Annotated in this window: 9 protein-coding genes and 1 pseudogene; 2 read left to right on the forward strand and 8 right to left on the reverse strand. The window is 38.0% G+C overall.

Going from position 1 to position 14303, the window contains the following annotated elements:
* Positions 1-5 precede the first annotated feature (5 nt).
* From infB to KQI94_RS02325, 7 genes and pseudogenes are all read right to left on the reverse strand, one after another.
* Positions 6-2402 carry a translation initiation factor IF-2 gene (infB, locus tag KQI94_RS02295; protein WP_002357859.1) on the reverse strand — a complete coding sequence of 799 codons (2397 nt, stop codon included), beginning with the start codon at positions 2400-2402 and terminating at the stop codon, positions 6-8.
* Between the two features lie 12 nt (positions 2403-2414).
* Positions 2415-2720, reverse strand: a complete 306-nt coding sequence (locus tag KQI94_RS02300; protein WP_002357860.1) for a YlxQ-related RNA-binding protein — start codon at positions 2718-2720, stop codon at positions 2415-2417.
* Positions 2710-3009 (reverse strand): YlxR family protein, encoded by a 300-nt coding sequence (locus KQI94_RS02305; protein ID WP_002363794.1) that lies wholly within the window; start codon positions 3007-3009, stop codon positions 2710-2712. Before KQI94_RS02305 ends, KQI94_RS02300 begins: the two co-directional genes overlap by 11 nt.
* A gap of 20 nt (positions 3010-3029) precedes the next feature.
* Entirely contained in the window at positions 3030-4229 is a 1200-nt protein-coding gene (gene nusA / locus KQI94_RS02310; protein WP_002357862.1) for a transcription termination factor NusA, read from the reverse strand.
* 142 nt (positions 4230-4371) lie between these two features.
* Positions 4372-4845, reverse strand: coding sequence for a ribosome maturation factor RimP (gene rimP / locus KQI94_RS02315; protein WP_002357863.1), 474 nt, complete (start codon positions 4843-4845; stop codon positions 4372-4374).
* A 205-nt stretch (positions 4846-5050) separates the two neighbouring features.
* Positions 5051-6937, reverse strand: a pseudogene (locus KQI94_RS02320) (Ig-like domain-containing protein).
* Positions 6938-7078: 141 nt separating this feature from the next.
* Complete coding sequence (locus tag KQI94_RS02325; RefSeq protein WP_002384650.1) at positions 7079-9499, reverse strand: cation-translocating P-type ATPase; 2421 nt, start codon at positions 9497-9499, stop codon at positions 7079-7081.
* 218 nt (positions 9500-9717) lie between these two features.
* Between KQI94_RS02325 and rnhC the strand changes: the two genes are divergently transcribed.
* On the forward strand, positions 9718-10635 hold the full coding sequence (gene rnhC / locus KQI94_RS02330; RefSeq protein ID WP_002390139.1) for a ribonuclease HIII: 918 nt from the start codon (positions 9718-9720) through the stop codon (positions 10633-10635).
* 66 nt (positions 10636-10701) lie between these two features.
* Here the strand turns inward: rnhC and KQI94_RS02335 are convergent, their stop codons facing one another.
* Positions 10702-11874, reverse strand: a complete 1173-nt coding sequence (locus KQI94_RS02335) for a class I SAM-dependent rRNA methyltransferase (protein ID WP_002369537.1) — start codon at positions 11872-11874, stop codon at positions 10702-10704.
* Between the two features lie 257 nt (positions 11875-12131).
* Between KQI94_RS02335 and KQI94_RS02340 the strand changes: the two genes are divergently transcribed.
* Positions 12132-14240: an LTA synthase family protein gene (locus KQI94_RS02340; RefSeq protein ID WP_002357869.1), complete on the forward strand. Its 2109-nt coding sequence runs from the start codon at positions 12132-12134 to the stop codon at positions 14238-14240.
* Positions 14241-14303 lie beyond the last annotated feature (63 nt).

A 14303-nucleotide genomic window follows, 5' to 3' on the forward strand; every position in this document is an offset into this window, starting at 1 on the left:
TAAAATTATTGTTTGATTTCTTCCATAATGAAGCCTTCAATCGCATCATCTACACGTAAATCATTGAAGTTTTCAATCATAGCACCACATTCAAAACCAAGTTTGACTTCTTTCACGTCATCTTTAAAGCGTTTCAAGCTTGCTAATTTACCTTCATAAATAACAATACCATCACGAATGACACGCACGCCACTATCGCGGCGAATAAAGCCTTCTGTAACATAACAGCCAGCGATTGTGCCAACTTTAGATACTTTGTACAATTCACGAACCGTCATTTGACCCGTAATTTTTTCTTCAAATTCTGGATCTAATAACCCTTTCATCGCTGTTTCGATTTCTTCTAGGGCTTTATAGATAATACGGTGTAAACGAATATCAACTTCTTCTTGTTCTGCTTGTTGTTTTGCTTGTGGTGTTGGGCGAACGTTAAAGCCGATAATAATCGCATTACTTGCTGCAGCTAAAGTTACGTCGCTTTCATTGATGGCCCCAACTGCCGCGTGAACAATTTTCACACGAACGCCTTCTACATCAATTTTTTGTAAACTTGCTGAAACGGCTTCGGCAGATCCTTGTACGTCTGCTTTGACAATGATATTAACTTCTTTTAATTCGCCTTCTTTTAGGCTTTCAAATAAGTTATCCAATGTCACACGGCTACTTGCTGAACGTTGTTCAAGCAACGCACGTTTAGCCCGTTCTTCCCCTGCTTGACGTGCCGTTTTTTCATCTTCAAAGACCACAAAACGATCACCCGCTTGAGGAACATCATTTAATCCGGTAATTTCTACAGGAGTTGCGGGTCCTGCTTCTTTATCACGGCGGCCCATGTCATTGGTCATCACACGAACACGTCCGTAAGTATTACCAACAACGATTGGATCACCAACATGTAAAGTTCCTTGTTGAACGAGTAATGTCGCAACCGGACCTTTACCTTTATCTAAGCGCGCTTCAATCACTGTTCCAATTGCTTTTTGCGTTGGATCAGCTTTTAAGTCTTCTACTTCAGCAATCAATAAAATATTTTCCAATAGTTCATCAATGTTTTGATTGAATTTCGCTGAAATATTGACGAAAATCGTATCTCCGCCCCATTCTTCAGGAATTAATTCATGTTCACTTAATTCTTGTTTCACATGATCAGGGTTCGCACCAGGCTTATCAATTTTGTTAACTGCTACAATAATCGGCACTTTTGCCGCTTTCGCATGGTTAATCGCCTCGATTGTTTGTGGCATTACTCCATCGTCCGCTGCAACAACTAAGATGGTAATATCAGTGATGCTGGCACCACGCGCGCGCATACTTGTAAAGGCCGCATGTCCTGGTGTATCTAAGAACGTAATTGGTTTGCCATCAATATCTAACTGATAGGCACCAATATGCTGCGTGATACCGCCCGCTTCACCTGAAGTCACACGAGAATGGCGCAATGTATCTAATAATGTTGTTTTCCCGTGGTCTACGTGTCCCATGATTGTGACAACAGGGGGACGTGTAGTTAAGTTTTCTTCAACAACTGCTTCTGGTTCGAAGAATTTATCAATGTCCGCAATATCAACTTGAACTTTTTCTTGCGGTTCCATGCCATAGTCCACAGCTAATAATTCAATTGTATCTTTATCTAAGGCTTGGTTTTGGTTAACCATGACACCCATCATAAATAATTTTTTGATGATTTCCGCTGGTTCGCGGTGGATTTTTTTCGCAATATCCGCCACGTTCATACCTTCTGTATATTCTAAAACATCTGGTAATTCACGGAATTTACGTGCTGGTACTGCTGGCTTCGCTGATTCTTGTTGATGTTTGCCTTTTTTCCCTTTTTTGTTGAAACGATTGCGGTTTTGGTTATTAAAGTTATTCCGGTTATTACGATTTTGACCGCCACCAAAATTGTTGTTACGGTTTTGGCCGCCACGGTTTTGGTTGTTCCCGCCATTGTTATTTTGGCTGGTCCGATTTTGATTCGTTGTAGAACCGTTATTGTTTTGGGTATTGCGGTTTTGATTGTTTGTATTTGTTTGATTGCTACGGTTTTGTGTGTTGCTTTGGCCGTGACGATTTTGGTTGTTGTTGTTTCTTTGTTGTCCATTCGTTGATTGATTGTTTGGACGATTTTGGTTATTTCTTTGTTCACCAGGTTTATTGTTCATTGGTTTCTTATTGGCTGGTTTATTTTGTGTTGTTTGTTGCTTTTGGTTGTTTGTTGCTTTTGATTGAGTATTTACGGTACTTCCTCCTCCGAATGCTTGACGAAGCTTTGTTTCTTGCTCGGAACTAATTGCGCCCATATGGTTTTTAACATCCATACCTAATTGATGCGCTTTATCGACAACGTCTTTGCTTGCTTTATTCATTTCTTTTGCTAGTTCATAAATTCTTTTTTTTCCCATGCAATCACCTTCCTAACCTTTTAGTAATTCCTTGATTTTGGTGGCAAATCCTGCATCAGTTACTCCGATAACCATTCGTGGTCGCCCAATCGCTTGGCTGAGCTCGAATTGACTGAACAGTTCGCTAACAGGAACATTATAATAAGAACTTTTGTCCTTGATTTTCTTTCTAGTATTCTCACTGGCATCTTGCGCAACAAACACAAATTTTGCTTTGTTTGCACGAATATCTTTAAGGGTTAATTCCTCGCCTGTGACTAATTTACCGGCGCGCATTGCTAAACCTAAAAGGTTCAAAATTTTGGTTTTATTTTCCATCGCCAAACAACTCTTTGCGGGCTTTTTGATGTGTTACATAATCCAATAGTTCTTGATAAAATTCATCACTTAATTTTGTTTCTAAGACACGATCAAGAATTTTTTTATCCCAAGCTTTTTGGACTTCCGCAGGATCCAAATCAACGTAAGCGCCACGTCCAGGTAATTTACCAGTTGGATCTAAGGCCACTTCGCCTTCTTTGGAGCGAGTAATTCTGACTAATTCTTTTTTCGGTTTCATTTCGCCTGAAACAACCGATTTACGCATTGGAATTTTTCTCTTTTTCATTTTTTCACCCTCCAAAAACGTTATTCTTGTTCAGGTAATTCTTCTGTAATTTCTGCTTCAACAACTGCTTCTTCAGCAGCCAAGTTTTCGTAATCATCTGCCGTCATATCTGAATGGATAATTGCTTCATCCATTTCTTCTGCAACTTCGGCAACTTCTTGATTGGCTTGTTGTTCATAAAATTCAGCCATATCAGATTCTGATTTGATATCAATTTTATGGCCCGTTAATTTAGCAGCTAAGCGCGCATTTTGACCACGTTTACCAATTGCTAATGACAATTGATAATCAGGTACAACAACTGTACATGCTTTGCTATTTTCTGGATCAAAAATAACATCTAATACTTGAGCTGGATTCAAGGCATTACTAATATAAATAGCTGGATCTTCGTTCCATTCCACAATATCCATATTTTCGCCTTTTAATTCATTCACAATCGCTTGAACACGTTGGCCTTTTGGACCAACACAGGTACCCACTGGGTCAATATTAGGATCTGTTGAACGAACGGCTACTTTTGAACGATCGCCAGCTTCACGAGCGACGCTTACGATTTCAACAATTCCATCATAAACTTCTGGAATTTCTTGTTCAAAAAGACGTTTTAGTAAATCTGGATGACTACGGCTTACAAAAACTTGTGGGCCTTTTGATGTGTTTTCAACACGTGATACGTAAACTTTAATCCGATCATGCGGTTGGTAAAATTCATTTGGCATTTGATCTTGTTTTGATAAGACTGCTTCGATTTTACCTAAGTTTACATAAATATAACGACGATCTTGACGTTCAACAATTCCTTGCATGATGTCATTTTCATATTCGCTAAATTCATTATAAATAATTGTTCTTTCCGCTTCACGGACACGTTGTAAAATTACTTGCTTTGCTGTTTGGGCAGCAATGCGGCCAAAGTCTTTTGGTGTAACTTCAAAACGAATTTTGTCGCCGATTTCATATGCCCCATTTAATGCAACGGCATCTTTTAATGAAACTTCCAATTGTGAATCAAATACTTCTTCTGTTACTTCTTTGACAGCATACACGTGAATATTGCCTTTTTTTGGTTCAAATTCAACTTCGACGTTGCTTGCTTGTCCATAATGTCTTTTATATGCAGAAACTAAAGCTGCTTGTAACGCTTCAATCACCGTATCTTTAGGAATCCCTTTTTCAGCTTCTAATACGTCTAATGCATTTAACATTTCTTTGCTCATTGTTTTTCTTTTCCTCCTATGGATTCGTTAAAGCTGAACGAGTGGTTCTTCTTCCAAGGGAAAAACTTCTCGTTAAAACTTGTCACAGGCCTAGCTAAAAGTAAAACTTTTAGTGGACCCTTTTTACATTCGAGTCTGTTGATTAAAATTGAATGGCTAAACGAGCTTTTGCGATATTTTTACGTTCAAAAGTCATTTCCTTCACTCTGGTTTTAATTTTTACACTTAATGTTAATTGTTCTGAATCAAGATGGACTAAGGTACCCTCAATCTGTTTTTCTCCATCAACTGCTTGATAAAGAGAAATATGAATGTACTTGCCTACCGCTTGTTCATAATCGCTTTCTTTCTTTAACGGACGTTCTGCTCCCGGAGAAGAAACTTCCAGAAAGTACGCTTGCGGAATTGGATCTGGATCCATTGCATCTAGTTTTTCACTTAATTTTTCGCTGACAAAGGCACATTCCTCAATATCAATGCCACCTTCTTTATCGATAAATACTCGTAAAAACCAATTTTTTCCTTCCTTAACAAACTCTACTTCCACAAGTTCAAAATTTTGTTCTTCTAAGATTGGTGTGACTAACTTTGTTACAGTTTCCACAGCACTACTCAAAATTTTCGCCTCCTTCGAGATTGATGTAACGAACCGTGTCCTGATGACTTTTCCATCAAAAAGAGTGAGCAGAAATCCGCTCACTCCCAACTAGTATCATTACGCTAAAAATAGTATAGCACAGAACCACTCCAAACTCAAATGAACAAGCTGAATCTCTCGAAATTTGCACATTTTGTCTCGATTACTGAAACTATCTAAGCGATTATTTTTTCGTTTTAAAATAGATAAATACTCCTTGAATCAAAAGAAGGCTACCTAAGAAAAGAAACGCGTTTTCTTTTGTTTCTCCTGTTTTTGGCAATTCCTTATTACGAATCGCCTGTTTTTCAATGGTTATTGAAGTAGTTTCTGTGGTTGAATTCGTGGTAGTATCTGTTGTCCCACTCGTTGGTGGTGTGGTACTTTCTATAGGTTCTTCTGGCGTATAGTGATTAGTAAATACTTGACCTCCATCATACTGAGTAGTCGCCACAAGATTTCCTAAAAGCGCCTCGACGGTTACTTGAACTTGAAGGTTGTGCGTATCGTAGGAAACACCTGCCTGTTGCGTGTTTACTTCCCGAATGGTGTATTGATAGTTTCCGGGAGTTTCAAAGGTTAATGGTGAAAATTGAATTTTCCCTAAAGTATCGTTACTAACCGTTTCTAGTACTGTACCGTTCTCATCTAACAATTCAAATTGAAATTCAGCATCCTTCAGTGGTTTTCCTAAAAGAACTTTTCCAGCTAAAAATGAAGCAGCGACTGGTTGATATGAAATCTCATGATTCACAACAGTTTTCAGTGCAACTAAGTTTTTACCAAAGTCTTCAGGTGTTATTGAAATCTTGTTTTGCGAAAGCTGGTAACCGGTAGGTGCTTTGGTTTCTTCTAAAGTATAGTTATCTTTTAACAAGCCTTTAACAATCGCTGTTCCGTTTTGATCTGTTGTGATTTTGGCCACTGTTTGATTGGTTGAGTTACGAATGAGTTTAAACTCTGCACCTGCTAAACGCTGGCCTGCTTCATCTTCTTTATGAATTTCAACAACATATTGTTCACCATTAGCTTATCCACCACCCGTTTGTGAGACACGACTCACTTCGACTTCTTCCACCACCGTTTGATTTTCTGTTAATTTTGCATAATTTGTGAAGGTTTCACCTTTTTCGGGAAGATGATCGATTTTGGTTTTATAGGTGATACGATATTCGTTAGTCCCAATATTACCAAAATGCACCGAAAAATTGCGGTCACCAGGACCATACTGGACAGCCAACTGATCAGTTATATCTTCCTCTGGCGTGAACTGCCAAATAGCATTTCCATCCAGTGTCCATTGTCCTCGTTCAATTTTCATAGTGTCTTTCATATAACTTAAACTTTCTGTTTTTAGCACATCTTCTACTTCTAAATCAGTATACGTTTGCCCTGTTGGATTAATCCGTAGCACATTGTAAATTTCGGTTGGATCGTCTTCGATAAACCATGAATACTTGCTAAATTTTTCGTTAACATCATCGCCTTCACCTTGGTAATCAAGATCGCCAGCAAATATTTTTTCCCCTTCAACCGTGACGTAAATAGGAATCTTGGATTCATTTTCGACATTTTCGAAATCAATCAAACTTGTAAAATATAAAGACCCACTAATATTGGCATGGTTTTCTACGTAATCTGTATACGTTAACGTGACCGTTTTATTTGCTACATCGGTCTGTGCAATTGCAACCACAGCACCTGTATCATCTACTACATTAAAGGTCATATTTTTCTCGAGACGTAGCTCTTCGGGTAAAATAATCACACTCGTATCCCCACTATTAACGGTATTATCCGGTAAGTTGAACTCAATTCGGAGGTAGATGTCTGTATATTGATTAATGGTCCCAAGCGGGTTTCCCTCTTTGTCCGTTAGTTGAATCGCTGACACAATGTTGCCCACTTGTTTACGCGGCACTACATTTGGCGTAGCAGAAATTTGATTGGTTTCACTGGTACTAGTTGGTTCCGTTTGCGCATATCCTGTTTCAAGTTTCAGAAAAGGCGTTATCAGCGTCGACAAAAGAATGAAAAACATTCCCCAATAGACAAAACTTCTTTTTTTCATTTTTATTCAATCCTTCCTACCTAAAATAATTGGTTAGGTTTATACTATCAAGGATTAACTAGGTACAAGTGTTTTTATTTTTCTCAACAATAAAAAACAAAAAACACCGAACCAAAATAATTTTGGCTCGGTGTTTTGCTCCTAATGTCTTTTCTTATAAAACCATAATTGAACTTTTTCAGAAATGGTTGATAAATGTTGGAAAGTTGAGTCTGCTGCAAAGAAAAGAATGGCTAAAAGTAACAAGGCTGTTGGCGATACCGAAGTTAACGAGAACAAGTTTTTCATGGAAATACTTGTAATAACCATTCCGATTAAACAGCCAATCATTACGCGCTTGCGGTAACGATTCATTGGTGAACTAATTTTATAAAGAACCATAAAGCCGACTGAAACTAGCAACAATGTTGCAGTCGTTGAAATGTCCGTTTTTTGAAGTGCAAGAATATCACCACAAATTAGTAAGGCACCGACTACTAACATATCCGTTAACCCACCAGGAATTGCTTTTGATAACACATTGAAAAGAAATTTCCCTTCAATGCGACGATGATTTGGTTCCAAAGCTAGAAATGTCGAAGGAATCCCAATTGTAAATAAACTAATCAATGTGACTTGTGTCGGTTGTAAAGGATATGTCACGGCAAAAATCATAGCAAAGACAGACATCAGCAAGGAGAAAATATTTTTTACAAGGAATAAACTTGAAGAGCGTTCAATGTTATTAACTACTTGGCGGCCTTCAAAGACAACCTCCGGCATCGTTGAAAAATCAGAATCTAACAACACAACTTGCGAGGCTTGTGCTGTAGCTTGATTTCCTGAAGCCATGGCAATACTACAATCTGCTTCTTTCATGGCTAAAATATCATTGACTCCATCCCCTGTCATCGCCACTGTATGATCTAATTTTTTCAACAATAGTACAAATTGTTTCTTTTGTTCTGGCGTGACACGACCAAAAACGGTGTATTTTTCTAACGCTTCTGTCTGGGCTTCCATTGTAGTTAATGTTCGCGCGTCCACATAATTTTCAGCACCAATAATGCCTGCCGCTTGTGCTACATTGGATACTGTTAAAGGATTATCACCAGAAATGACCTTAATAGCCACATTTTGTTCAGCGAAATATTCAAAAGTTGCTTTGGCTTCTTTACGAATCGGATTCCAAAGAAGAATGTAGCCTAGAGGTTGAACCTCTGCTGCCAACGTTTCCTGAAATTCTCCTAAATACTTTCCGAACACCAATAAGCGATAGCCTTGACTTGTATAATGTTCCACTTCAGATTGATACATTTCATAATTGTCTCTCAAAATCATCTCTGGCGCCCCAAGAATATACGTCGCTTCCGGGAAAGTCACGCTACTAAATTTTTCGACAGACGAAAACGAGGTGTAGCTAACAGCTTCCCTTTGATTATTAGTAACAAAAAATTCTTTCATCGCTTTCATCGTATCATTGTCAGCTGACATTGTTCGGCAAAAATCGCCAATTAATTTTTCGACATTGGTTAAGTCTGTACCATCATTTTCGATACTCACCACAGGAACCAACTCTTGGACTTCCATCGTGTTTTCAGTAATTGTTCCTGTTTTATCTACACATAACACATCAACACGTGCTAAGGATTCGATACTTTTCATGTTGTGCAATAAAACGCCGCGCTTCGCTAAGCGCATTGTGCTGGCAGCTAATGCAACGGTTGTTAAAAGGTACAACCCTTCCGGAATCATCCCAATCAAGGCAGCTTCCATGGAGACAATGCTGTCATGAAGCCCTTGATGGTTGATGAAATAACTTTGGAAAAATAGAACACAGCCGATCGGGATAATAATAATCCCTACCCATTTCACCAAACGGTTAATGGAACCGACCATCTCTGATTGTTCCCCTTTTTTAATTGATTTGGCTTCAAGCGTTAATTGATGAACATAGGCCTCAGCGCCAATTTTATCAATTCTTGCATAACAAGAACCTGACACAATAAAGCTACCTGACAAAAGTTGACTATCTGCTACTTTGGTAATCTCATCAGATTCCCCAGTTAACAAGGATTCATTCACACGGACTTCACCAGATAAGACAATTGCATCCCCAGAAATCTGTTCACCCGATTTAAAGAGCACCACATCATCCAAAACCAGTTCATCTGGCGAAATTTCTTGTTCTTGGCCATCCCTCACAACGGTTACTTTTGTAGCGTTTAGAATATTTAAGCTATCTAATACTTTCTTCGACTTAATTTCTTGGTAAATTCCAATGACCGTATTAATGATTACTACTGGCAAAAAGGTCATATTTTTATAAGATTGTACCAGCATTAATAACACACCTAGTACCACAAAAATTAAGTTGAAATACGTAAATACGTTATTAATAACAATCTGTTTCGTTGTGATAAACTCTGTGTCGACGGCGGCATTGACTAAGCCTTTTCGCTGTCTTTCTTCAACTTGTGCGGCCGTCAAGCCTTGTTTATCTTCTGGATAATAGCGTTCCGCGTTAGCAGTCACTGCTATTGGTTCATTTTCTTGCATTTCTTTTTTTCTTCTCAAACACATCACCCCTTGTTCTAGTCGACTCTTTCATCGTCTCCTTCTCTCCCACAGTATAGCACTGAATAAAAATTTAGATAACAACTAGCGTCCAACTATAGAAAAAAATTATACATTTCCTAAACATTGTCATTTTCAGGAACAAGCTAACGCAAAACCTTTTCATTTACTTGTTTTTCCTTTACTATAGTAAAGAAGAAATATCAAGAAATGAGGAACAATTGATGGCACAGAATCACGTAATTAAAGTTAGTAAAAAAACATTAGCAGAGATGACCACTGTTTATCAACCCAATCGTTTAAATAAAACGGTCCCTTATACTGTCTTCGTGGCCAAGGTTGGCACCACTACCATCACTGCTTATCAATCAGGTAAAGTCATGTTTCAGGGACCTCAAGCTGAAAAAGAGGCCGCTCGTTGGGAAGGAACGAGTACCACACCACAGAAAAAAGTGTCCCCCCAGACTACAACGCTGCCTGCTGATTTTGGCAACTGGTCTGTGATAGGTTCCGATGAAGTCGGTAATGGCAGCTATTTTGGTCCAGTAACTGTCTGTGCTGCCTATGTTGACAAAAGCATGATTAGCAAACTAAAAGCATTGGGTGTTCGTGATTCCAAAGAATTAACCGACCCACAAATTATTCAATTGTCACATGTCATTAAAGAACTGATTCCTTACAAGTTATTAATCGTTGAACCAAAAAAATACAATGAGATCCAACCAAACTACAATGCTGTACACATGAAAGTCGCTTTGCATAACCAAGCGATTTATCTGTTGCTGCAAGAGTTGGCTCCCACAAAGCCAGAAGGGATTTTGATTGACCAATTCACCCCTGAAAATAACTATCGGAAATATGTTCGTAATGAAAAAAATCAAGTCACTGAAAAATTGTTCTTCGTCACTAAAGGAGAGCAGTATCATGTTGCTGTTGCTGCCGCCTCTATTATTAGCCGCGCTGCTTTTTTAGAAGAGTTAGACAAAGAATCTGCAGAATTGGGTTTCTCTGTGCCCTCTGGTGCCGGCAGCAAATCAGACCAAGTAGCCGCCCGTATTTTGAAAAAAGGCGGCCTAGACTTATTAGCGAATTACGCGAAGCTGCATTTTGCAAACACCCAAAAAGCCCAAAAGTTACTATAAAATAAACACCAAGCAAAAGTCCCAATGCCGATTAGCGGCGCTGGGACTTTTGCTTGGTGTAAAAAATTATTTTTCAATTTCGATAAACAGGACTTTTAAGTAATTACCTTCTGGAAAATTAGGATTCACTTGAAAGTCTGCCGGTAATTGATACGTGTCCGTAATCTTGTAACGAACATTTTTCTCTTGCAAGGCAGTAATCACCATTTTTTTATATTTGGCTAAGGATAAATTTGCCGCATTGGTTGAGGCAATAAGCGTTCCCTTATCCGTTAAAATATCAATAGAATCTTTCACTAGCTCCCCATAATTTTTAGCAACGGAAAAAACTTTCTTTTTGTTGCGAGCAAAACTCGGCGGATCCAAAATGATCATGTCATAACTCAAGCCTTTACGCGAAGCATATTTAAAGTAGTCAAAAACATCCATAACAATAATCTTTTGCGGGGCAAGATTTAAATGATTGACTTCAAATTGCTCAGTCGTTTTCGGTAAGCTTCGTTTAGCTAAATCCACACTAGTGGTGGCCACGGCACCCCCCATAGCGGCAGCTACTGAAAAAGCACCTGTATAACTAAACATATTTAAGACTGTTTTACCTACTGCAAAACCATCTACTAATCGACCACGAACTTCTTTTTGATCTAAAAAGATGCCTGTCATTAATCCTTCGTTTAAATAGGTAGCAAATTGAACGCCATTTTCAGTGACAAGTAATGGCTCGGGTGCTTGTTCGCCATACAAAAACTGTGATTCTGGTAAATCTTTTGTGGAAAAGCGAATCTTTTCGTAGGCACCAATAATGTCAGGGTAAACTGTGCGAAACGCCGTCAAAAGTTCGGCTTTTTTCTGATAAAGGGTTTCATTATACCATGAAAAAACGGCGTAATCTGCATAGCGATCGATGATTAGCCCCCCAATGCCATCCCCTTCTCCATTAAATAATCGATACGCGGTTGTTAGCGAATCCTTTTCAAAAGACGTCCGCTTCTCACGACTTATTTCAAAGAGTTGTTGAAAAAAAGATTGATTAATTGGTCCATGCCATGACAGCAACCAACCAATTCCTTTATTTTGTTCGCCTAAATATCCTTCGGCTAAACGCTGGCCTTTACTATCAATCAAAGTAAGCCAATCTGTTGGCAACGGCGCTGGCACTTGTTGCAAATCTTCTTTCTGAATTAAAGGATATCCTTTTTTAAATTTATGTTCTGCTTTTTTAGTTACTTGAAGTTTCATTCTGTACACCTACTTTTCAAAGTCCTATCTAGTATAGCAAAAAAAGGCCCATCTGTCTTTAAAGGATTCAAGCTTCACGTCATTTAACGAACTAAAAAGTTTAAGGAAATAGTAAGTTTTCTTTAACATCACCATTCCTCACTTCGGTAAGAATTGACATAAAATTTGTGAAAGAGTAAAATTAAAGCGATATTGTAAAATACGAAATTTACCTAATTTTACTTTTATAGAATCATCGTTTAGAAAGGACGTTTATTTTGAAAAAATTATTTAAAACAAATATTTTGAACACGCGACTGGGGTTATTCTCGCTAATCGCCATCTTACTGTGGCTAAAAAACCTCTTTGCGTACGCCGTTGATTTCCATTTACGTTTGGAAAATATTAACGAGTACTTCATACTCTTAATTAATCCAATTGCCACAACGGTCTTTTTATTAGCCATCGCTTTGTATGTTCGCCGTAAAAAAGCTTCTTATATTACAATGATGATTATTTACTTCTTGATGAGTTTACTGCTCTTCTCAAATGTCGTGTATTATCGAGAATTTACTGACTTCATCACAGTTAATACGATGCTTGGTGCTGGCAAAGTAGCTAGCGGTCTTGGCGAAAGTGCCTTACGTCTCTTTAGACCTTATGACGTCATTTATTTCTTAGACTTCATTATTATTGGCGTATTATTATTAACGAAAAAAATTAAAACAGATGCGCGTCCAGTCCGCGCACGTGTAGCAGTCTCTGTCACACTCCTTTCTGTTGTCTTTTTCTTATTCAATCTATTTATGGCTGAAACAGAACGTCCCCAATTATTAGGACGTCAATTCTCTCGTGACTATATCGTGAAATTCTTAGGCTTAAATGCCTTTACCGTGTACGATGGCATTACGACTTACCAAACAAACCAAGTCCGTGCCGAAGCCAGTGCTAACGATATGAAACAAGTTGAAGATTACGTGAAACAACAATATGCGGCACCCGATGATAGTAAGTTTGGTATTGCAAAAGGCAAAAATGTAATTTATATCCATTTAGAAAGTTTCCAACAATTTTTAGTTAATTACAAATTAAAAGATGAAAATGGCGTAGAACACGAAGTCACACCATTTATCAATAGTCTTTACAATAGTAAAAGTACCTTTAGCTTTGATAACTTCTTCCACCAAGTTGGTCAAGGAAAAACAAGTGATGCCGAAACGTTACTTGAAAATTCACTATTTGGTTTAGACCAAGGTTCACTCTTTACACAAGTTGGTGGCAAAAATACGTTTGAAGCAGCACCCGATATTTTAAAACAAACGCAAGGTTACACTAGCGCTGCTTTCCACGGAAATGCCGGTAACTTCTGGAATCGAAATGAAACCTATAAACGTTTAGGCTATGACTATTTCTTTGATGCTAGTTATTATGATGTTAATTCAGATAACTCATTCCAATATGGGTTACACGATAAACCATTCTTTAATCAATCCGTTCAATATTTAGAACATTTACAACAACCGTTCTATTCTAAATTTATTGCTGTGTCCAATCATTATCCTTATTCTCAATTTACAAACGATGAAGCAGGATTCCCAATTGCAAAAACCTCTGACGAAACAATTAATGGTTACTTTGCAACAGCGAATTATTTAGATAAAGCGGTCGAAGAATTCTTTAACTACTTGAAATCTTCAGGTCTCTATGAAAACTCAGTCATTGTTCTTTATGGCGATCACTATGGGGTTTCTAATTCAAGAAACCAAAACTTAGCAGAGTTAGTAGGTAAAACCAAAGCAGATTGGAACGATTTTGACAACGCCAATATGCAACGTGTTCCTTATATGATTCACGTTCCTGGTCAAGAAAATGGCGGTGTGAACCATACGTATGGCGGCCAAGTTGATGCCTTACCAACCCTTCTACACTTGCTTGGTGTCGATACGAAAAACTACATTCAGTTAGGCCAAGATTTATTCTCTAAACAACACAATCAAATCGTTGCTTTCCGCAACGGCAATGTTGTAACACCTAAATATACTATTTTAGGTTCTAGCATTTACGATACTAAAACAGGCACTTTAATTACAGAGCCAACCGAAGAAGTTAAGAAAGAAGTCGCTGATTTAAAAGCCAAAGCGACGAAACAATTAGAAACGTCTGACCAAATTACTAACGGTGACTTGCTTCGTTTCTATACCAATAGCGGCTTAAAACCAGTTAACCCAGAAGACTATGATTACAAGAACCAATTGCAACAACTGGAAGCAATTGAAAAAGAAAAAGGTGAAAAATCAACGAGTGTTTACAGTAAAAACAATAATAAATCAACCGTTGATGAATATCACACTGACAGTTATCAAGGCTATCAAAAAACGGGTAAATAAATCTTCAAAAAGCTTGAGCAATTTGCTCAAGCTTTTTTGCTACTTTTTCATAATTAATTCATA

Source organism: Enterococcus sp. S183_ASV_20 (assembly GCF_018919685.1).
Taxonomy (GTDB): domain Bacteria; phylum Bacillota; class Bacilli; order Lactobacillales; family Enterococcaceae; genus Enterococcus; species Enterococcus faecalis.

Excerpts from the sequence above, each read along its gene's own strand:
- KQI94_RS02325 (WP_002384650.1), bottom strand. The coding sequence starts at position 9,499 with ATGTGTTTGAGAAGAAAAAAAGAAATGCAAGAAAATGAACCAATAGCA.
- infB (WP_002357859.1), bottom strand. The coding sequence starts at position 2,402 with ATGGGAAAAAAAAGAATTTATGAACTAGCAAAAGAAATGAATAAAGCA.
- rnhC (WP_002390139.1), top strand. The coding sequence starts at position 9,718 with ATGGCACAGAATCACGTAATTAAAGTTAGTAAAAAAACATTAGCAGAG.
- nusA (WP_002357862.1), bottom strand. The coding sequence starts at position 4,229 with ATGAGCAAAGAAATGTTAAATGCATTAGACGTATTAGAAGCTGAAAAA.
- KQI94_RS02335 (WP_002369537.1), bottom strand. The coding sequence starts at position 11,874 with ATGAAACTTCAAGTAACTAAAAAAGCAGAACATAAATTTAAAAAAGGA.
- KQI94_RS02300 (WP_002357860.1), bottom strand. The coding sequence starts at position 2,720 with ATGGAAAATAAAACCAAAATTTTGAACCTTTTAGGTTTAGCAATGCGC.
- KQI94_RS02305 (WP_002363794.1), bottom strand. The coding sequence starts at position 3,009 with ATGAAAAAGAGAAAAATTCCAATGCGTAAATCGGTTGTTTCAGGCGAA.